Below are 18811 nucleotides of genomic sequence, written 5' to 3'. Positions count from 1 at the left end.
AGTCTTACACCGCCCGGGGCCGACGAGACTCGGTACCCGCCGGGGTGCACTAGGCTCAGGGCCCGTGAAGGTTCTTGTTGTCGGCTCTGGCGGCCGTGAGCACGCACTGGTCTGGGCGTTGAGTCAGGATCCCGACGTCACGCAGGTGGTGGCGGCCCCGGGCAACCCTGGCATCGCCGCGTTGCACCCGGCGTACGACGGGCAAACGATCGTTTGCCGGCCGGTGGACATCTCGGACCACGACGCGGTCGTCGCGCTGGCCCAGGAGACCGGCACCGACCTGGTCGTCGTCGGGCCCGAGGTCCCCCTGGTGGCCGGTGTCGCCGACCCGCTGCGCGCGGCCGGGATCGCGGTCTTCGGGCCGTCCAAGGAAGCGGCGCAGCTCGAGGGCTCGAAGGCGTTCGCGAAGGACGTGATGGCCGCCGCGAGCGTGCCGACCGGCCGGGCGTACGTCTGCAGCACGCCCGAGCAGGCCGCCGAGGCGATCGACGCGTTCGGTCCGCCGTACGTCGTGAAGGACGATGCGCTGGCCGCCGGCAAGGGTGTGGTGGTGACCTCGGACCGTGAGGAGGCGCTCGCACACGCGGCCGAGTGCGGGCAGGTGCTGATCGAGGAGTTCCTCGACGGTCCGGAGGTCTCGCTGTTCGCGATCACCGACGGGACGACCGTGCTGCCGATGCAGCCGGCCCAGGACTTCAAGCGCCTCGGCGACAACGACGAAGGCCCGAACACGGGCGGCATGGGCGCGTACACACCGTTGCCCTGGGCCCCGGACAAGCTGGTCGAGGAGATCACCGAGAAGGTGCTCCAGCCGACCGTCGACGAGATGCGCCGCCGCGGGACGCCGTTCAGCGGCCTCCTGTACGCCGGGCTCGCGCTGACCAGCCGCGGCGTCCGCGTGATCGAGTTCAACTGCCGCTTCGGTGACCCGGAGACGCAGGCGCTGCTGCCGTTGCTGAAGACCCCGCTCGGCGGCGTCCTGTACGCCGCGGCGACGGGCAAGCTGGCCGACGCCGAGCCGCTGGCGTGGAAGAACGGCTCCGCCGTCGCGGTGGTGGTCGCGGCGAAGAAGTACCCGGCCAAGCCGCGCAGCGGCGACCCGATCGCCGGGATCGACCAGGCCGAGGCCGGCCACGTCCGGGTCTTCCACGCGGGGACCAGCCAGGACGGCGACGAGCTGGTCACCGCCGGTGGGCGCGTCCTCGCGGTCAGCGCGACGGGCAAGGACCTCGACGAGGCCCGGCAGCGCGCGTACGCCGGAGTCGGCCAGATCCGGATCAAGGGCTCGCAGCACCGCACGGACATCGCCCTCAAGGCCGCCCGGGGCGAGATCACCGTCTGATCGGTCGGTGGATTGCGCAACGTCGTCAATCCACCGGCCGTACGCCGCCTGGGCTGTTCGACTGAGCCCATGCGTACACCGACAACCTCGGCGGCCGAGGCCGCCCAGCTGATCCGGGCCGATCGACGACTCCTGCTGGACCTCGTGGACGGCCAACCGGAGGACAAGCTCCGCGCGCCGTACCAGGTCCGGGCCGGGACGCTCGGCCACTTCTGCGACTCGCTGCACGACCTGGTCGCGCACATCCTGATGTGGGACGAGATCGCGCTCGCGGTTCTGCGGGAATCGGCCGCGGACCGGCCGCACTGGAGCCTCGATCCGCGCTGGGAGACGGCGGAGCTCGGCAGCGCGCTCAACGCCGGCGGCATCGAGGCCGGGCGGCACCTGCCGTCCGGGTTGCTGGTCGAGCGCCTGGGGTCCGTGGTCGACGCGCTGGTCGCCGAGATCACCGCGTACGACGAGGCGGCGTGGCAGGGCCAGGCCGCCGGTGGGGAGTTCGCCGGCAGCGTGGGGGCGCTCGCCGAGTACGCGGCGTCCCCGCCCGACGGTTCGCCGTACGGGCATGTCGCCCGGCATCTGGCGAACACCGTCAGTGAAGTGGTCGAGGATCCGCGGTTCGGACCGGAGACGGACGCGCTGCTGGCGCGATTCGCCGCGGCGCCCCAGGAGGAGGAAGAAGACCAGTACAAGGCGCTGCTGAAGGACCGCGAGGAGCTGCCTGATCCCGAGCTGGCCGGTGCGACTCACCCGGCGGCGCGGGTGACCGACCTCCAGGTCGAGCTGCCCGGGCGGACCCTGGAGGCGCGGCTCTACCAGCCGGGGACCGACGAGCCGCGGCCGGTGTTGCTGTGGCTGCACGGCGGCGGGTTCATCGGCGGCGATCTGCGCGACATCGAGTACGCCGCGTCGGGGATCGCCGTCCACGGCGACCTCGTCGTGGTGTCGCTCAACTACCGGCTGGCGCCTGAAAACCCTTATCCAGCAGGGCTCGACGACGTCGTCGACACGCTGGCCTGGTTGCGTGAGAACCACGGTGACGGTCGCGTGCTCGTCGGCGGTCAGAGTGCGGGTGCGGCACTCGCGGCCGGCGCCTGTCTGGTCGCGGCGGAGCGCGGACTGCCGATGCCTGACCGGCAGGTGCTCTGCTACCCGAGCCTGGATCACGACCAGCACACCGAGTCGTCCCTGCTCTTCGACGGGGTCTTCCTCAGCACCGCGCCGAGCTGGGCCGACGAGGTCTACTTCCCGGCGGGTGAGCTCCCGGCGACCGCGGTCCCGCTGCGCGCCGAGGACCTGACCGGCCTGCCGCCGGCGCTGATCCTCGCCGCCGGGCGCGACCCGCTCCGCGACGACGCCCGCGGTTACGCGACGCGGCTCACGCGCGCCGGCGTACCGACGAAGCTGGTCGAGTACGCCGACACGATGCACGCGTTCCTCAACTTCCCGGCGGCCCTTTCGGCCGGCCGCCACGCGGTCGAGCTGATCGGCGCGGACCTGCGCGCGGCCCTGGGCTGAGACCCCGTACGGCCCGATTCGCCCGACCGGGGGAGAATGGAGCCGTGCCGAACTCCAGCAAGCCCCGGATCCCGAACGTCCTCGCCGCGCGTTACGCCAGTCTGTCGATGGCCGAGCTGTGGTCGCCGGAGCACAAGATCGTGCTCGAGCGGCAGCTGTGGCTGGCGGTGCTGAGCGCGCAGAAGGACTTCGGCGTGGACGTGCCGGACGGGGTCCTGGAGGACTACCGCCGGGTGCTGGACCAGGTCGACCTGGAGTCGATCGCGCAGCGTGAGCGGGTGACGCGGCACGACGTGAAGGCCCGGATCGAGGAGTTCAACGCGCTCGCCGGGCACGAGCACATCCACAAGGGCATGACGTCGCGCGACCTCACCGAGAACGTCGAGCAGCTGCAGATCCGGGCCGGGCTGGAGCTGGTCCGGGACCGCGCGGTGGCGACGGCGGTGCAGCTCGGCCAGAAGGCGGCCGAGCACGCCGCGCTGGTGATGACCGGCCGGTCGCACAACGTCGCGGCCCAGGCGACCACGCTGGGCAAGCGGTTCGCCTCGGCCGCCGACGAGCTGCTGGTCGCGATCGCGCGGCTGGAGGACCTGATCGAGCGGTACCCGCTGCGCGGCATCAAGGGCCCGGTCGGTACGTCGCAGGACATGCTCGACCTGTTCAGCGGCCAGGACAAGCTGCTCGCCGGGCTGGAGTCCGAGGTCGCCCAGCACCTCGGCTTCCGGCGGACGCTGACCAGCGTCGGCCAGATCTACCCGCGCTCGCTCGACTACGAGGTGGTCTCCGCGCTCGTCCAGCTGTCGTCGGGCCCGTCGAGCCTGGCGACCACGATCCGGCTGATGGCCGGGCACGAGCTGGTCACCGAGGGCTTCAAGGAGGGCCAGGTCGGCTCGTCCGCGATGCCGCACAAGATGAACACCCGGTCCTGCGAGCGGGTCAACGGGCTCGCGGTGATCCTGCGCGGGTACGCCTCGATGGCCGGCGAGCTGGCCGGCAACCAGTGGAACGAGGGCGACGTCTTCTGCTCCGTCGTACGGCGGGTGGCGCTGCCGGACGCGTTCTTCGCGCTCGACGGGTTGTTCGAGACGTTCCTGACCGTGCTCGCCGAGTTCGGCGTCTACCCGGCGGTCGTGGACCGCGAGCTGGAGCGGTACCTGCCGTTCCTGACCTCGACGAAGATCCTGATGGCCGCGGTGAAGAACGGCGTCGGCCGGGAGACCGCGCACGAGGTGATCAAGGAGCACGCCGTCGCCACCGCTCTCGACCTGCGCAAGGGCCTGGCCGCCAACGACCTGTTCCACCGCCTCGGCGCCGACGGCCGGCTCGGGCTGACCGAGGAGCAGATCGTCGGCATCGTCGGCGAGCCGCTCACCTTCACCGGCGCGGCCGTCGCCCAGGTCGACGCGGTCGTCGCCAAGATCGACCAGCTCGCCAAGCGCTACCCGGAGGCGGCGTCGTACGCGCCGGGTGACATCCTCTAGCTCGTGTACGAGCCGCTCACCTGGGTCCTGGTCGGACTGTCCCTCGCCGCGATGGTCTACGCGATCGTGCTGGCGGGACTGGACCGCCGGATCAACTGGACGCTGCTCGCGGTGCTCGGCGTGGTCGAGGTCGGGCTGGTCGCGCAGCTCGTGGTCGGGATCGTGCAGTTCGCCGGGACCGAGCGGGACGTGTCCGGCGGGTTCTTCTTCGGCTACCTGATTGGCTCACTGCTGATCCTGCCGCTGGGCGCGCTCTGGGCGCTGGCGGAGAGCAGCCGCTGGGGTGCCGGCGCGCTGGCGGTCGCGTGCTTGGTGATCCCGGTGCTGGAGCTGCGCATGCACGAGATCTGGACCGCCTGAGATGAGCGAACCGGAAGCAACCCGGCACGGGCCGGGACGCGTCCTGATCCTGGTGTACGGCGTGTTCGCGCTGGCGGCGACCGCGCGGGCGGTCTTCCAGATCGTCAACCAGTTCGACCGCGCCCCAATCGCGTACCTGCTGTCCGCGCTGGCCGCGGTCGTCTACTGCGTGGCGACGTTCATGCTGGCCAAGGCCACCAAGCTGTCCCGCCAGGTCGCGACGATCGCGATCGTGATCGAGCTGATCGGCGTCGTCGGCATCGGCGCGTTCAGCTACGCCGTCCCCGACGACTTCCCCGACGCGACCGTCTGGTCCCACTTCGGCCAGGGCTACGGATTCGTCCCGCTGGTGCTGCCGATCCTCGGCCTGCTCTGGCTCCGCCGTACCGCCTGAGCACTCCCAGGGAACTCCCAGCCGCGCGCAGGGACCGGCACAGGTTGGGTCGACAGCCTGGGAGGCATGCAGAACTCAGGTCATCCGCGGGTCGAGATCGTCGTACCCGTTCGCAACGAGGAGTACGACCTCGGCCCGAACATCCGGCGGCTCCGGGACTTCCTGGACACCGCCTTTCCGTTTCCGGCCGAGGTCTGCATCGCCGACAACGGGAGCACCGACGCCACCTTCGAGATCGGTACGCTGCTGGCCACCGAGCTGCCCGGCGTACGGATCGTCCGGATCGAGCAGCCGGGTCGCGGCCGGGCGCTGAAGCAGGTCTGGTCGTGCAGCTCGGCCGACGTGCTGGCGTACATGGACGTCGACCTGTCGACCAACCTGAACGCGTTGCTCCCGCTGGTCGCGCCGCTGGTGGCCGGTCACAGCGACGTCGCGATCGGGACCCGGCTCGCCCCCGGCTCCCGCGTCGTCCGGCGGCCCCGGCGCGAGCTGATCTCGCGCGGCTACAACCTGTTGCTCAAGGCAACTCTCGGGACGCGGTTCTCGGACGCGCAGTGCGGGTTCAAGGCGATCCGGGCCGACGTCGCGGCGCAGCTGTTGCCGCTGGTCGAGGACACGAGCTGGTTCTTCGACACCGAGCTGCTCGTGCTGGCCGAGCGGGCCGGGCTGCGGATCCACGAGGTGCCGGTCGACTGGGTCGACGACCTGGACTCCCGCGTCGCGATCGCGCAGACCGTCGCGGACGATCTGCGGGGGATCGCCCGCTTGCACCGGACGCTCGGGCGGCTGCCGCTCGAACCTGTCAGACAGTCCTTTGGCCGTCCAGCCGTCGCTGATCCACGGACGGCGTTGGCGGCGCGCGTGCTGCGTTTCGCCTGCGTCGGCGTTCTCAGCACGATCGCCTACGTCCTGCTGTACCTGCTGCTCCGGCAGACGATGCCGGCCCAGGCCGCGAACCTGGTCGCCCTGCTGGTGACAGCCGTCGGCAACACCGCGCTGAACCGCCGGATCACCTTCGGCGTCCGCGGCATCGAGAACCGAGGCCGGCACCAGTTGCGCGGTCTCGTCACCTTCTTCATCGGCTGGAGCCTGACCGCGTCGTCGCTGTGGCTGCTGCACACGGCGGTCGCCGTACTGGCCACCGCGGTCGAGGTGACCGTACTGACGATCGCCAACCTGGCGGCCACGGTCGTCCGCTTCAGCCTCTTCCAGAGCTGGGTCTTCGACGACGACGCACCCGCCCTGCCCACCGTGGAAATCCTCGAGCACAGCCGGAGCAACTGATGAGCACCCTGACCGAACCCAGACGCGTGGCCCTCGCCGCGTCGTACCCGATCAGCCGCGAGAAGGCCCTGTACGGCGGGCTCCTGGTCCTGACCGCGATCGCCTATCTCTGGGGCCTGTCCAAGAACGGCTACGCCAACGAGTACTACGCGGCCGCCGTCCAGGCCGGGTCGACGAGCTGGAAGGCCTGGTTCTTCGGGTCGTTCGACTCCTCGAGTTTCATCACCGTGGACAAGACGCCGGCCTCGTTGTGGGTGATGGGCCTGTCGGGCCGGATCTTCGGCTTCGGGGTCTGGAGCATGTTGATCCCGCAGGCGTTGACGGGCGTGGCGAGCGTCGGGTTCGTCTACGTGTCCGTCCGCCGGTGGTTCTCGCCCAACGCGGCGCTGCTCGCGGGCGGGATCCTCGCGCTGACACCGGTCGCCGTACTGATGTTCCGGTTCAACAACCCGGACGCGTTGCTGGTGCTGCTGCTCGTCGCCGGTGCGTGGGCGGTGACGCGGGCGATCGACTCGGAGCGGTTCGCGGGGCGCTGGATGGCGCTGGCCGGGCTGCTGGTCGGGTTCGGGTTCCTGACGAAGATGCTGCAGGCGTTCCTGGTGCTGCCGGCGTTCGGCCTGGCGTACCTGGTCGCCGGCCGGCCCGCGCTCGGGAAGCGGATCGTCCACAGCCTGGTCGCGCTCGGCGCGATGATCGTCGGCGCCGGCTGGTGGATCGCGATCGTCGAGCTGCTCCCGGCCTCGGCCCGCCCGTACGTCGGTGGGTCGCCGACGAACAGCATCCTCGAACTGACCCTGGGCTACAACGGGCTCGGCCGGCTGACCGGCGATGAGGCCGGATCGGTGGGCGGCGGCACCGGTAATCCCGGGTGGGGTGGGGCTACCGGGCTGCAGCGGTTGTTCGGCGGGGAGTTCGCGGGGCAGATCGCGTGGTTGTTGCCCGCGGCACTGATCGCGACGGTGGTGCTGGTGGTCGCGGCCGGGCGCTCGGCGCGGACGGATCGGACGCGAGCGTTCGCGATCCTGTGGGGTGGGTGGCTGGTCGTCACCGGGCTCGTCTTCAGCTACATGCAGGGGATCATCCACAGCTACTACATGGTCGCGCTGGCACCGGCGATCGCGGCGCTGATCGGCGCGGCGTCGATGGTGCTGTGGCGGCGACGTACGGAATGGATGCCACGCGTGGTGCTTGCGGGAGGGGTGTTGCTGACCGCCGGGTGGAGCTTCTCGCTGCTGTCGTCGACGTCGGACTACCTGCCGTGGTTGCGGTGGACGATCCTGCTCGTCGGGGTCGCGGCGGCCGGCGCGGTGATGGTGCTGCCGGAGTTGGGCCTACGTCGTACGGCGGCTCGTCGGGGTGGAGTGCTGGCCGGGGTGCTGCTGGTGCTCACGGCGCTGGCCGGGCCTACGGCGTACTCGGTGTCGACGATCAGCGAGGCGCATGCCGGGGCGCTGCCGTCGGCCGGGCCGGCCGGTGCGAGTGGTTTCGGCGGCCGCGGCGGAGGAATGGGCGGTCCGCCGCCTGGAGGCCCGCCCGGTACGGCGAACGGCGCGGCCACCCGAGGAGGTGGCGGCGCCGGCGGGTTCCTGGGCGGTGGTGGGACCAGTGGAGTCTCCAGTGAGCTGATCACCTTCTTGCAGCAGGGCTCGAAGGGCTACACCTGGGCTGCGGCAGCCGTCACCGCGAACGGCGCGGCTCCGCTCCAGATCGCCGCGGAGGTTCCGGTGATGGCGATCGGCGGCTTCAACGGGACCGATCCGGCGCCGTCGCTGGCCGAGTTCCAGCAGCTGGTTGCCCAGGGCAAGGTCCACTACTTCGTCGGATCCGGCGGCGGAGGCTTCGGCGGCGGCCGGGGCGGAACGACCAACGAGATCTCCACCTGGGTGCAGGAGAACTTCCAGGCCCAGACCATCGGCAGCACGACCGTCTACGACCTCACCGGCAACGGAGCGTGACGACGACGGAGAACTTCAGGCGTGTCGGTCCACTCTTCACAGGGTGGACCGACACGTCGGGGGTTCCGTCCGGGCCCAGGTGGGGTAAGGATCGGGTCGTGGAATGGTCGAACGTCACCTGGTTCCTGACCGGTCTGGGCGCTGTCGTCGTACTGCTGACGCGGATCCGGCTCGGGGGTGAGAGCGCGGGTGAGCGCAATCGCTCCAGCGGCGTCGCGGGCTACTCGTCGGCGCTGCTGCGGCTGCACACGGTCGTCGGTGTGCTGACGCTGCTCGTCTGGATCGTTGCCCTGGTCACCACCCGCCGCGAGGTCGCTCTCGCCGCCCTGGCCGGCTGGTGGTTGCTCGCGATCATCGGATTGTTGCTGCTGGCCCGCTGGTTGCCGAGTGGCGGGAAACACTCCGAGGACAAGGCGGCCGACGCCTGGGGATCAGGGGCCGGCCTGTCGTTGCTCGGTCACCTGGGCATGGTGGTCGGTGTCGCCTACTTCACCTTCATCGTGCTCACCGACCGGCTGTAGCGCGGAAGCCGGCCAGCAGCGCGCCGACCGCACGCCGTACGGCGGTCTCGAAGGCGTCGTCCGCCATCGTCCGGCCGGCGCCGGCGACGCGGTCCCAGATCAGCCCGTCGAGCATCGCCGCGAACGGCCAGGCCGCCTGCTCGGGCTGGTCGATGCCGAGGCCGCCGAGGATCCCCGCGAGGTGCTCGCGCAGGACGCGCCCGCCTTGGGTGATCGCGTCCAGCAGTTCTGGCTGCCGGCTGGCCTCGAGCGAGAGCTCGTACCGCGCCAGCTGATCGTCGGCCCGGTGCCGGATCAGCCCGAGCACCATCTCAGTCAGCAACCTGGCGACCTGCTCGCCGGGCAGGTTCGCCAGGTCGGCGGAGCCGACCGGCGGAGCGGGGGCGAGCGGCTCTTCCTCCCTCCCCACCTTCCCCGCCCCAAGGTCGGGTTGAGCTGCGAGGTCGCGTTCGAGCATGCGGGTGACGCAGGCCGTGAGCAGGGCATCTCGGGTGCGCAGGTAGTACGACGTGGAGCCGGGCGGTAGACCGGCCTCGGTGTCGACGGCTCGGTGGGTGAGGCCGCGGAGGCCGCGGGTGGCGACCAGGTGGATGGCGGCGTCGGCGATCGCGGCGCGGCGGTCGTCTCCGCGTGGGGGATTCTTCGGCACCCGCTCACTCTACCGCCGGTGACTCTACAGATGTAGAGTCCCGGGCATGAGGACAGCGATAGTGGTGGGGGCAGGCATCGGAGGAGCCGCGGCCGCGGTCGGGCTCGAGCGGGCCGGCTGGCAGGTGACGGTGCTGGAGCGAGCGCCCGAGCTGGGCGAGGTCGGCGCGGGGATCTCGGTCTGGCCGTCGACGGTGAAGGCGCTGGGGGAGCTCGGCGTCACCGGAGTGGAGAAGGCTGCCGTGGTGTCCGCGCCGGCGGGGATGCGGCGGTCGGACGGGCGCTGGGTGGTGAAGGCGTCGGCGCTGGGCGTCGAGCTGCCGGTGATGATCCACCGGGCGCAACTGCACGACCTGATCACGAGCCGGTTCGGGTCGGGGGTGACCGTGCGGACCGGCGTGACGGTCGACGGGTTCGAGGACGGCGCGGTGCTCGTTGGCGGTGAGGAGTTGCGGGCTGACCTCGTGGTGGCGGCGGACGGGCTGCGCAGCGTCGTACGGGGTGCGTTGTATCCGGAGTACGGCGGGCCGCGGTACTCGGGTTATACGGCGTACCGAGGGATCGCCGACGTGGAGCTGGCCGACGGCGGTGGGGAGACGTGGGGGCGGGGGAGGCGGTTCGGGTTCGCTCGGCTGATCGACGGGCGCTACTACTGGTACGCGACGGAGAATCGTCCGGCGGGAGCGGAGAACGCCGACGTGTGGACGGGATTCGGTGAGTGGCACGATCCGATCCCGCGGCTGCTGAAGGCCACGGAAACCGTGCTGCAGAACGACATCTACGACCTGGTGTTGCCGTTGGTCCCGTTCGTCCGAGGCAATGTCGTGCTGCTGGGCGATGCCGCCCATGCGATGACTCCGAACCTGGGGCGAGGAGCCTGCACAGCGATCGAAGATGCCGCCGCGCTGCCGAGACACCTCGGGAACTTGGCGGCGTACGACGCCGAGCGGCGGCCCGCGGCGACCAAGCTCGTCCGGGTGTCTCGGGCCATCGGCCGCGTCGGTCAGCTCGACAGCCGGGTGCCGTGCGGCGTACGGGACGGCGTGCTCACCGTCGGCGGCAAACTGGCCGGGGTCCTGGGGCGGAAGCGGGAGATGGGAGAATCCCGGGTGTGACCACTCTTCCGCAGGCTGTTGAGATCCCTGGCGCCAAGCATCTGCACTCGGGCAAGGTCCGGGACCTGTACGAGCTCGAGTCCGGCCACCTGCTGATGGTCGCGAGCGACCGGATGAGTGCGTTCGACTGGATCCTGGAGACGCCGATCCCGGACAAGGGCAAGGTGCTCACCGCGATGAGCCTGTGGTGGTTCGAGCAGCTCGACGTGCCGAACCACATCGTCTCCACCGACGTCCCGGCGCAGGTCGCCGGCCGCGCGGTGATCTGCGAGAAGCTCGACATGTTCCCGGTCGAGTGCGTCGCCCGTGGGTACCTGAGCGGCTCCGGCCTGCTCGACTACGTGGCGACCGGCGAGGTCTGTGGCATCCCGCTGCAGGCCGGCCTGGTCGAGGGCTCCCGCCTGGACGCGCCGATCTTCACCCCGGCGACCAAGGCCGAGCTCGGCGAGCACGACGAGAACGTCTCGTACGACGCGGTGGTGGCGACGGTCGGTGCCGACATCGCCGGCCGGCTCCGCGACCTGACGCTGGACATCTACGCCCAGGCGCACGCGACGGCCGAGCAGCGCGGCATCATCCTGGCCGACACCAAGTTCGAGTTCGGGGCCCGCGCGGACGGCACGATCGTGCTCGCCGACGAGGTGCTCACGCCGGACTCGAGCCGCTTCTGGCCGGCCGACGAGTGGTCGCCGGGCCGGCAGCAGCCGTCGTACGACAAGCAGATCGTCCGCGACTGGCTGCAGTTCGAGTCCGGCTGGGACCGCAACTCGGGCGAGGCGCCGCCGCCGCTGTCCGACGAGGTGATCGAGCGCACGCGCTCGGCGTACGTCGACGCCTACGAGCGCCTCACCGGCCGCACCTTCAGTTCGTAGCGCACGAGGGAGAGGAAGCGCAGCTTCTCCTCGCTCTCGCTCCCGGGCGCGGTCGTGTAAACGATCAGGTGCTGGGAGCGGTCCGGGCTGTGCAGCGTCTCGCGGTAGAGCTGGACGTCGCCGACCTCCGGATGCCGGACGAGCAGCGGCGCCGGGTCCTCCTCGGTGACCGGGTGCTCGTGCCACAGGGCCGTGAACTCGCGACTGGTGTGCAGCAACGAGCCGACCAGCGCGGCCAGCCGGGGCTCCGACTTGTTCTGGGTGTGCGCGAGCAGCAGGTGGGCCACGATCGTGCGGGAGTGCCGCGCGTGGTCCTCGACGGGGAACGGTGCCCGCTCGGTCTCGGGATCGGTGAACCAGCGGTAGGCCATCGCGCGCCGCATGCCGGTCCAGCGGGTCTGGTCGCCGAACAGAGCCGTGGACAACCGGTTCTGCACGATCTTCTCGGTCAGGTGGTTGACCACTTCGGCCGGTGAGCCGTCGAGCTGCTCGAAGATCCGCCGTACGCCGGGCGACAGGCGGCCGTGGTCCTCGACCATCAACGGCGCGGCGTACCCCGCGATCCGGAACAGGTGTTCACGTTCGGGCTGCGACAGCCGCAGCCCGGTCGCGATCGCCGCGAGCAGCTGCTCCGACGGCTGCGGTCCGCGTTGCTGCTCGATCCGGCTGTAGTAGTCGGTCGACATCCCGGCCAGCGCGGCGACCTCCTCGCGGCGCAGTCCGGAGGCCCGGCGGCGGCGAGCGCGCGGCAGCCCGACGTCCTCCGGCTGCAGCGCCTGGCGGCGGCTGCGCAGGAAGTCGGCGAGTACGGTGCGGTCCACGCCTCAGATAGTAACCGGTCAGACCGGTGATGGCCGTGACCTGGATCACGGGACACATCGACCCTGTTTCAGCGCCGCCGGTCTTGTTTCGATCGAGGTCATGAAACGACTAGTGATGATTCTGGCGGCGGGGGTGGTGCCGGTGTCGGTGCTGGTGCCCGCCAGTTCAGCGGCTCCGGCCGCACCCGAGGCCGCGACCTGCGCGCCGGTCCAGGTCCAGGCGCCGGCCGGTGCGCGGATCGAGTCCGTCGTGGCCGTCGACCGGCCCGGCGGCACGGTGACGTTCCCGTCCAACCCGCCCTTCCCGACGACGCCGCCGGTCGAGGGCGTCCCGGCGTACTGCGAGATCACCGTGACGCTGACCCACGGCAGCGACCACGTGAAGGTGACGAACCTGCTGCCCAAGGAGGGATGGAACCAGCGGTTCCAGGCGCTCGGCGGCAGCGCGTACGCCGCCGGTGACGTGATCGGGGACGCGTCGGTGAAGGCGGTCAAGGCCGGCTACGCGGCCGCGACGACGGACGCCGGCGTCGGCCCGTCGCCGATCGACCCGGCCTGGGCGCTGACCAGCACGGGCGCGATCGACCAGACCTTGCTGAAGAACTTCGCGTCCCGTTCGCCGCACGAGCTGGCCGTCGTCGGCAAGGCGGTCACGAAGGCGTACTACGGCCGCGCGGCCGGCTACGCGTACTGGAACGGCTGCTCGACCGGCGGCCGCCAGGGCTACTCGGAGGCGCAGCGCTACCCGGACGACTTCGACGGCATCCTCGCCGCCTCGGCGGCGATCAACTGGGACCGCTGGGCGCCCTCGGCGGTCTGGCCGGCCGTCGTCGTCAACCAGGAGCAGCACGCGCCGACGAGCTGCGAGCTGGAGGCGTTCAACGCCGCGGCGATCAAGGCGTGCGACACCAAGGACGGCGTCCGCGACGGCGTCATCGCCGAGCCGGCCAAGTGCGGCTGGGCGCCGGAGAGCCTGATCGGCCAGAAGGTCGAGTGCTACGGCGAACAGGTCACGGTCACCGCTTCCGACGCCCGGATCGTCCGGCGGATCTGGGAGGGCCCGAAGGGCCTTTGGTACGGACTGACCCGCGGTACGACGTTCGCCGGGCTGCTGCCGACCGATCCCGCTCATCCCGCCGCGCCGGTCGGCTCGCCGTTCGTCGTCGGCGACGCCTGGGTCAAGTACTTCCTCAAGCAGAACCCGGCGTTCGACACCAAGACCGTGCGGTACGCCGACTTCGTCAAGCTGTTCCTGCAGTCGGAGCTGCGCTACAACGACGTCATCGGCACCGACGACCCGGACCTGTCGGCGTACCGGAAGTCCGGCGGCAAGCTGCTCGCCTGGCACGGCCTGGACGACCAGCTGATCCCCGCGCAGGGCTCGGTCGACTACCGCAAGCGGGTCGAACGGACCGTCGGTGGCAACGTCGACAGCTTCTACCGGCTCTTCCTGGCCTCGGGTGCGGTGCACTGCGGCCCGGGTGCGGGCCCGGCGCCGACCGACCCGCTGGCCTCGCTGGTCACGTGGGTGGAGCAGGGTAAGGCGCCGAACACGTTGCCGGCAGCAACAGCCGACGGGAGCACGGTGCGCGAACTGTGCGTCTACCCCAAGCTGCCACGCTACGTCGGCCACGGTGACCCGAAGGTTGCCGAGAGCTACCGCTGCGCCTGACCTGTAGGGCTCTCGGCGTCAGAACAAACCGACGCCGAGAGCCAGCAGGACGAACCGGGCGGCGCGGCCGGTCAGCACCGACAGTGCGAAGGTGACCACGCCCATCCGGCTGGCGCCCGCGATCAGCGCGACGCCGTACAGCGGGGGAATCCCGACCGATGCGCTGAGCAACGTCACCGGGACGCCCCAGCGCCGGTCGCTCAACGCGTCCAGCAGCCGCTTGCTGAGATCGCGGTTCCACTGCACGAACCGGCCCCAGCGGGTGTCCAGGTCGACGGCCTTGGGCTCCTTCGACTTCCGCTTGCCGGTGTAGCCCGGCCGGTGCCGGACCGCGAGGAACATCGCCACCTTGCCGATCGTCTGCCCGATCGAGACCCCGACGGCGGCGACCACAGGGTTCAGCGCGCCGGACACCCCGACGCCCAGCACGTACGCCTCCGCGTTCAGTACCGGTACGACGGCCGACCCGATTCCGAAGCCGATCGCCAGCACCAGCTGCCACACCCACATGACACCGAGGCTATGCGCACTCACCAGAGCCGTCACGGAACCCACCCCCATCTCGGGGGTGAACCAGGGACCCACCCCTCCGGGGTCCCCGCACCCTTGACACCCGTCATGGCAGCGCCGGCAGGGCCGGGCGCCGGCCGCGCAGGATGTCGACCAGCCGGACCAGCGAGACGACCTTGACCACCACGGCGGCGCAGGCGACGACGTACGGAAGCCACAGGAGGTCCAGCTGGTGGGCGACCACCAGCGAGACCACGACCGCGCCCGTGTTGACGGCCTTGGCCGGCTTCGACCAGTTCCAGACGTAGATCGGCTGGTCGACCTTGTAGAAGTAGTTCGGGCTGAGCGTCTCCTTCCAGAGCAGGAAGGACAGCGTCAGCATCGTGTCCAGGACGCCGAACTGGATCAGGTAGATCGCCAGCGGGCCGATCGTCTCGGGGTAGGTGGTCATGAACGCCGCCGCCAGCAGGAACGAGCAGGCGCGGTCGCAGACGATGTCGAACACCGCGCCGGAGACGGTCTCCTCGTTGCGGATCCGGGCCACCCAGCCGTCGAGCGAGTCGCCGAACCAGTAGACGACGTACCCGATCACGAGCAGCCACAGGTCGCCGCTCGCGAAGGCGAAGGTCGCGACCAGCATCGACACCACGGTCCGGACCAGGGTGATCCGGTTGGGGACCCCGAGCAGGTGCGCCGGGTAGACGGCGACCGGCAGAGTGGTTGTAGTCATCAGGCTGCCCTCAGATTCTCGGGATCGAGTGCGTCCCGTAGCTGGTTGCGCAGGAGGAGACCGGCGAGCGCCGCCCCGGCCGTGGCGGTGGCCCAGCCGAGGACGAGCAGCACCAGTGCGGCGTACAGGGTGTTGGTGAGCGGGTTGCCGTCGTCGTACCGGCTGCCGATCAGGCGACCGAGGCCGGTCAGGACGCCGGCGACCAGTCCGAGGCACAGTGTGGGCCCGGCGGTGATCACCAGCTGCCGGTGGATCACCCGGCCGAGCAGACGGGTGTCGACGCCGAGAGCGGTGAGTGAGGCCAGCTGTCGACGCTGGTCGACGAGCTGGTCGGCCATGCCGACCGTGAACGCCGCCAGGGCGATCACGGCGATCAGCAGTACGCCGACCATGCTCAGGCCGAAGCCGGTGACGTAGAACTGCAGGTCCATCCAGTCCGACCGGTCGTGCATGACGCCCTGCAGCGAAGCGACCAGGGCGCCGATCAGGAAGCCGCAGCAGAACAGCAGGGTGGCCATCCGGGCAGCAGCACGAGCATCCGCGACCAGGCGGGCGCCGGTGAGCAGGTTGACCGGGTCCGCCGAGCGCGTCAAGCGCCGGCCGACCACGCGGCTCAGTCCGGCGGCGCCGGTCCACCAGAGCATGCCGAGCCCGATGATCGTGGCCGCTGCGCCGAAGTAGCCGATGAACGGCGCCAGCGTGGCTCCCGCGACCAGGAGCGCGGCGCCGACGATCAGCCGGGCCCGGTCGGGTGCGCCCGTGGGGGACTCGGAGGTGGTCGGCTGGTCCCGGTGCAGGAAGTAGCCGATGAGCACGCCGCCGAGTGTGAGCGGGCCGACGATGAAGAGCCAGGACACCAAGTCCCACGCGCTGACACCCGGGAACAGTCGCGCCATGCGCGGCAGCTGACCGAACAGGGCGGTGAGCAGCACGTAGAGCGGGCCGGCGAACAGGCCGCCCGCCAAGCCGACCAGACCGGCGTCCGCCATCGACAGTCGCCGTACCTGGGACCTGGAGGCTCCGGCCAGCCGGAGTGCGCTCAGCCGGCGCTCGCGGGCGGCAGTGCCGATCCGCAGCGCCTGCACGGCCAGACCGCCGGACAGGACGGCCATGATCACCAGGATCGCGCCCAGCCCGGACCGCAGGCCGATCTCCGCGATGTAGTTGCTGTAGACGCTGTTGTCGAGGTTGCCGGGGCCGATCCGGAAGACGCCGATCGCGTTGATCACCAGTGCGCCGCTGAACGCGAGCGCCGCGGTGGCCAGGCGGACGCGGCTGCGGTCGGCCGGGGTACGCGTCCTGGCCAGGTGCAGCGTCGTACTCAGCGGCAGGCTCATCGCAGCGTCACCTCGTGCTGGATCCTGCCGTCGCGGAGCCGGATCTCCCGGTCAGCGGACGCGGCGATCAGGTTGTCGTGGGTGACTATGACCAGCGCGGCGCCACGGTCCCGGGTGGACTGCAGCAGCACTTTCAGCAGGTCCTGCCCGGCCCGGCTGTCCACACTGCCCGTCGGCTCGTCCGCCAGTACGACGGACGGATCGGTGATCAGCGCACGGGCAATCGCCGCCCGCTGGGTCTGCCCGCCGGACAGCTGCGCCGGTACGGCGTCCGCCTCGTCGGCGATGCCGACCCGGTCGAGCCACTGGACGGCCGCGGCCCGGGCGGCGTCCCGCTTGGCGCCGCCGAGCAGCAGCGGCAGGGCGACGTTGTCGGCCAGCGACAGGTCCGGAACGAGCTGGCCGAACTGCAGCACGATGCCAATGCTCGTACGGCGAAGTGCGGATCGGTCCTGCTCGGCCAGCGTGGACAGGTCCTGGCCGGCGACCTGGACCGTCCCGGAGTCCGGCCGGAGGATCCCGGCCGCGCAGTGCAGCAGCGTCGACTTGCCGCAGCCGCTGGCGCCGGTCACCGCGACCACCTCGCCCGGGGCGACGGCCAGGCTGACTCCGCGCAGTGCGACGTTGCGACGGTAGGCGTACTCGAGCCCGCTGAGCTGCAAGGCCGGCGTGGTCATCAGCTGGACTCTTTGTCGTCGGTGAGGCGCTCCAGCGCGAGGTCCAGCCAGCGCAGGTCGGCATCGAGATGTGTGACGAGGTAAGAACGCACCAAGTTCGCCGTCGGGTCGTCCGGCACGGGTGGCAGTTCCTGCAGCTCGCGGATCCGGCGCAGGTGGCCGGCCCGCTGCCGGGCCAGGAACGAGGTCGCGTCGCCGCCGGTGCGCAGCGCGGTGACCAGCTTGCGGATCATCTCGTCGGCCGTGCCCCAGGCGGGCGGGACCGGGTCGGCGAGCCAGTCGTCGAGGTGCTTGCGGCCCTTCTCGGTGATCGCGTACACGGTCCGGTCCGGGCCGCCGCCGGAGGTCTTCTCGGTCACCTCGACCAGGCCGTAGCGCTCCAGCCGCGCGAGCGTCGTGTAGACCTGCCCGAACGCGAGCGGCCGGCCGTCGGGGAACCAGGCGTCGTGGCCGCGTTTGACGTCGTACCCGTGCGCGGGGGCACGGGACAGCAGTCCCAGAACCAGCTCCGCGGTCGCCATGATCCCGACTATACACTCCGTGTATGTACTGAGTGAATAGTCCGCTGCGCGCCTGCCGGATGCTGGGTTCTGGGCTCCGGTCGGTAGGATTCGGCTCGTCACCCCGGATCGAAACCAGGAGTAGTCAGTGGCTCGCGTTGTCGTCGACGTCATGCTCAAGCCCGAGATCCTCGACCCGCAGGGCAAGGCGGTGCACGGCGCGTTCGGCCGGCTCGGCTTCGACGGCGTGGCCGACGTCCGCCAGGGCAAGCGCTTCGAGATCACCCTCGAGGGCGAGGCGACCGAGGAGCGGGTCGCCGAGATCCGCAAGGCCGCGGACACCCTGCTGGCCAACCCCGTGATCGAGGACTACACGCTGCACGTCGAGGGCGACCGATGAAGATCGGGGTCGTCACCTTCCCGGGCTCGCTGGACGACGTCGACGCGCGCCGCGCGGCCGCCGTGGCCGGCGCCGAGGCGGTCGCGCTCTGGCACGGCGACGCCGACCTGCACGGGGTCGACGCGGTGGTCCTGCCGGGCGGCTTCTCGTACGGCGACTACCTGCGCGCCGGCGCGATCTCCCGGTTCGCGCCGGTGATGGAGACCGTGATCAAGCGGGCCGGCGAGGGGATGCCGGTGCTCGGCATCTGCAACGGCTTCCAGGTGCTCTGCGAGGCGCACCTGCTGCCCGGCGCCCTGATCAAGAACAACGTGCGCAAGTTCGTCTGCAAGGACCAGCCGCTGCGGATCGAGAACAACCGCACCGCGTGGACCAGCGACTACGACGCGAACCACGAGATCACCATCGTGCTGAAGAACCAGGACGGCTCCTTCGTCGCCGACGAGGCCACCCTGGACCGGCTCGAGGGCGAGGGCCGGGTGGTCGCGCGCTACCTGGGCAACCCGAACGGCTCGTACCGCGACATCGCCGGCATCACCAACGAGCGCGGCAACGTGGTCGGCCTGATGCCGCACCCCGAGCACTGCGTCGAGACCCTGACCGGCCCGAGCACCGACGGCCTCGGCTTCTTCACCTCGGTCCTGAAAGCCGTCGTCGCCTCCTGATGAACCTTCCGG

20 protein-coding genes are annotated in these 18811 nt (G+C 70.8%); 13 read left to right on the top strand and 7 right to left on the bottom strand.

Translation table 11 applies throughout. The annotated features are described in order from the left end of the window. Window positions 1–64 precede the first annotated feature (64 nt). From purD to ABD235_RS36520, 8 genes are all read left to right on the top strand, one after another. Window positions 65–1342, top strand: coding sequence for a phosphoribosylamine--glycine ligase (gene purD / locus ABD235_RS36555; protein WP_344182657.1), 1278 nt, complete (start codon window positions 65–67; stop codon window positions 1340–1342). Between the two features lie 69 nt (window positions 1343–1411). Beyond that, complete coding sequence (locus ABD235_RS36550; protein WP_344182655.1) at window positions 1412–2857, top strand: alpha/beta hydrolase; 1446 nt, start codon at window positions 1412–1414, stop codon at window positions 2855–2857. A gap of 44 nt (window positions 2858–2901) precedes the next feature. Then, the gene (purB, locus tag ABD235_RS36545) at window positions 2902–4338 is read left to right on the top strand and encodes an adenylosuccinate lyase (protein WP_344182653.1); all 1437 of its coding nucleotides are present in this window, start codon (window positions 2902–2904) and stop codon (window positions 4336–4338) included. Between the two features lie 3 nt (window positions 4339–4341). Continuing rightward, on the top strand, window positions 4342–4698 hold the full coding sequence (locus ABD235_RS36540) for a hypothetical protein (protein WP_344182651.1): 357 nt from the start codon (window positions 4342–4344) through the stop codon (window positions 4696–4698). A 1-nt stretch (window position 4699) separates the two neighbouring features. Continuing rightward, window positions 4700–5092 (top strand): hypothetical protein, encoded by a 393-nt coding sequence (locus tag ABD235_RS36535; RefSeq protein ID WP_344182648.1) that lies wholly within the window; start codon window positions 4700–4702, stop codon window positions 5090–5092. 66 nt (window positions 5093–5158) lie between these two features. Then, window positions 5159–6376 carry a bifunctional glycosyltransferase family 2/GtrA family protein gene (locus ABD235_RS36530; RefSeq protein ID WP_344182646.1) on the top strand — a complete coding sequence of 406 codons (1218 nt, stop codon included), beginning with the start codon at window positions 5159–5161 and terminating at the stop codon, window positions 6374–6376. Then, window positions 6376–8331 (top strand): glycosyltransferase family 39 protein, encoded by a 1956-nt coding sequence (locus tag ABD235_RS36525; RefSeq protein WP_344182644.1) that lies wholly within the window; start codon window positions 6376–6378, stop codon window positions 8329–8331. Before ABD235_RS36530 ends, ABD235_RS36525 begins: the two co-directional genes overlap by 1 nt. 98 nt (window positions 8332–8429) lie before the next feature. Further along, complete coding sequence (locus ABD235_RS36520; protein ID WP_344182642.1) at window positions 8430–8852, top strand: hypothetical protein; 423 nt, start codon at window positions 8430–8432, stop codon at window positions 8850–8852. On the opposite strand, the gene ABD235_RS36515 is transcribed toward ABD235_RS36520, so the two are convergent. Beyond that, the gene (locus ABD235_RS36515; RefSeq protein ID WP_344182640.1) at window positions 8836–9501 is read right to left on the bottom strand and encodes a TetR/AcrR family transcriptional regulator; all 666 of its coding nucleotides are present in this window, start codon (window positions 9499–9501) and stop codon (window positions 8836–8838) included. The genes ABD235_RS36520 and ABD235_RS36515 overlap by 17 nt on opposite strands. 46 nt (window positions 9502–9547) lie before the next feature. Here ABD235_RS36515 and ABD235_RS36510 point away from each other — a divergent pair, with 46 nt between their 5' ends. Together ABD235_RS36510 and ABD235_RS36505 are read left to right on the top strand one after the other, a co-directional pair. Next, complete coding sequence (locus tag ABD235_RS36510; RefSeq protein WP_344182638.1) at window positions 9548–10615, top strand: FAD-dependent monooxygenase; 1068 nt, start codon at window positions 9548–9550, stop codon at window positions 10613–10615. Next, window positions 10612–11487 carry a phosphoribosylaminoimidazolesuccinocarboxamide synthase gene (locus tag ABD235_RS36505; protein ID WP_344182636.1) on the top strand — a complete coding sequence of 292 codons (876 nt, stop codon included), beginning with the start codon at window positions 10612–10614 and terminating at the stop codon, window positions 11485–11487. Before ABD235_RS36510 ends, ABD235_RS36505 begins: the two co-directional genes overlap by 4 nt. Here ABD235_RS36505 and ABD235_RS36500 read toward each other — a convergent pair. Beyond that, the gene (locus ABD235_RS36500; RefSeq protein WP_344182634.1) at window positions 11451–12308 is read right to left on the bottom strand and encodes a helix-turn-helix transcriptional regulator; all 858 of its coding nucleotides are present in this window, start codon (window positions 12306–12308) and stop codon (window positions 11451–11453) included. The genes ABD235_RS36505 and ABD235_RS36500 overlap by 37 nt on opposite strands. A 100-nt stretch (window positions 12309–12408) precedes the next feature. On the opposite strand from ABD235_RS36500, the gene ABD235_RS36495 reads away from it, so the two are divergent. Further along, window positions 12409–13980 carry a tannase/feruloyl esterase family alpha/beta hydrolase gene (locus ABD235_RS36495; RefSeq protein WP_344182632.1) on the top strand — a complete coding sequence of 524 codons (1572 nt, stop codon included), beginning with the start codon at window positions 12409–12411 and terminating at the stop codon, window positions 13978–13980. An 18-nt stretch (window positions 13981–13998) separates the two neighbouring features. Here the strand turns inward: ABD235_RS36495 and ABD235_RS36490 are convergent, their stop codons facing one another. The 5 genes from ABD235_RS36490 to ABD235_RS36470 form a co-directional block, all read right to left on the bottom strand. Then, the gene (locus ABD235_RS36490) at window positions 13999–14490 is read right to left on the bottom strand and encodes a hypothetical protein (RefSeq protein ID WP_344182630.1); all 492 of its coding nucleotides are present in this window, start codon (window positions 14488–14490) and stop codon (window positions 13999–14001) included. A 106-nt stretch (window positions 14491–14596) separates the two neighbouring features. Next, window positions 14597–15220: a CDP-alcohol phosphatidyltransferase family protein gene (locus ABD235_RS36485; protein ID WP_344182628.1), complete on the bottom strand. Its 624-nt coding sequence runs from the start codon at window positions 15218–15220 to the stop codon at window positions 14597–14599. Further along, a complete protein-coding gene (locus ABD235_RS36480; protein ID WP_344182626.1) occupies window positions 15220–16557 on the bottom strand; it encodes an FtsX-like permease family protein in 1338 nt (445 codons plus the stop codon). Before ABD235_RS36480 ends, ABD235_RS36485 begins: the two co-directional genes overlap by 1 nt. Beyond that, window positions 16554–17234: an ABC transporter ATP-binding protein gene (locus ABD235_RS36475; RefSeq protein WP_344182624.1), complete on the bottom strand. Its 681-nt coding sequence runs from the start codon at window positions 17232–17234 to the stop codon at window positions 16554–16556. The genes ABD235_RS36480 and ABD235_RS36475 overlap by 4 nt, the downstream gene beginning before the upstream one ends. Next, window positions 17234–17755 carry a PadR family transcriptional regulator gene (locus ABD235_RS36470; protein WP_344182622.1) on the bottom strand — a complete coding sequence of 174 codons (522 nt, stop codon included), beginning with the start codon at window positions 17753–17755 and terminating at the stop codon, window positions 17234–17236. The genes ABD235_RS36475 and ABD235_RS36470 overlap by 1 nt, the downstream gene beginning before the upstream one ends. Before the next feature lie 127 nt (window positions 17756–17882). On the opposite strand from ABD235_RS36470, the gene purS reads away from it, so the two are divergent. Together purS and purQ are read left to right on the top strand one after the other, a co-directional pair. Continuing rightward, on the top strand, window positions 17883–18134 hold the full coding sequence (purS, locus tag ABD235_RS36465; protein WP_344182620.1) for a phosphoribosylformylglycinamidine synthase subunit PurS: 252 nt from the start codon (window positions 17883–17885) through the stop codon (window positions 18132–18134). Beyond that, a complete protein-coding gene (gene purQ, locus ABD235_RS36460; protein WP_344182618.1) occupies window positions 18131–18799 on the top strand; it encodes a phosphoribosylformylglycinamidine synthase subunit PurQ in 669 nt (222 codons plus the stop codon). Before purS ends, purQ begins: the two co-directional genes overlap by 4 nt. Window positions 18800–18811: the final 12 nt, after the last annotated feature.

Source organism: Kribbella lupini, from assembly GCF_039529595.1.
Lineage (GTDB): Bacteria > Actinomycetota > Actinomycetes > Propionibacteriales > Kribbellaceae > Kribbella > Kribbella lupini.
The sequence above is the reverse complement of the archived record's forward strand: the minus strand, read 5'-3'. Positions and strand labels throughout refer to the sequence as shown.

Bases quoted from the DNA above. Each gene is read 5' to 3' on its own strand.
- ABD235_RS36550 (WP_344182655.1), top strand. From the start codon at position 1,412: ATGCGTACACCGACAACCTCGGCGGCCGAGGCCGCCCAGCTGATCCGG.
- ABD235_RS36535 (WP_344182648.1), top strand. From the start codon at position 4,700: ATGAGCGAACCGGAAGCAACCCGGCACGGGCCGGGACGCGTCCTGATC.
- ABD235_RS36530 (WP_344182646.1), top strand. From the start codon at position 5,159: ATGCAGAACTCAGGTCATCCGCGGGTCGAGATCGTCGTACCCGTTCGC.
- ABD235_RS36525 (WP_344182644.1), top strand. From the start codon at position 6,376: ATGAGCACCCTGACCGAACCCAGACGCGTGGCCCTCGCCGCGTCGTAC.
- ABD235_RS36510 (WP_344182638.1), top strand. From the start codon at position 9,548: ATGAGGACAGCGATAGTGGTGGGGGCAGGCATCGGAGGAGCCGCGGCC.
- ABD235_RS36495 (WP_344182632.1), top strand. From the start codon at position 12,409: ATGAAACGACTAGTGATGATTCTGGCGGCGGGGGTGGTGCCGGTGTCG.
- ABD235_RS36490 (WP_344182630.1), bottom strand. From the start codon at position 14,490: ATGTGGGTGTGGCAGCTGGTGCTGGCGATCGGCTTCGGAATCGGGTCG.
- ABD235_RS36485 (WP_344182628.1), bottom strand. From the start codon at position 15,220: ATGACTACAACCACTCTGCCGGTCGCCGTCTACCCGGCGCACCTGCTC.
- ABD235_RS36480 (WP_344182626.1), bottom strand. From the start codon at position 16,557: ATGAGCCTGCCGCTGAGTACGACGCTGCACCTGGCCAGGACGCGTACC.
- ABD235_RS36475 (WP_344182624.1), bottom strand. From the start codon at position 17,234: ATGACCACGCCGGCCTTGCAGCTCAGCGGGCTCGAGTACGCCTACCGT.
- ABD235_RS36470 (WP_344182622.1), bottom strand. From the start codon at position 17,755: ATGGCGACCGCGGAGCTGGTTCTGGGACTGCTGTCCCGTGCCCCCGCG.
- purQ (WP_344182618.1), top strand. From the start codon at position 18,131: ATGAAGATCGGGGTCGTCACCTTCCCGGGCTCGCTGGACGACGTCGAC.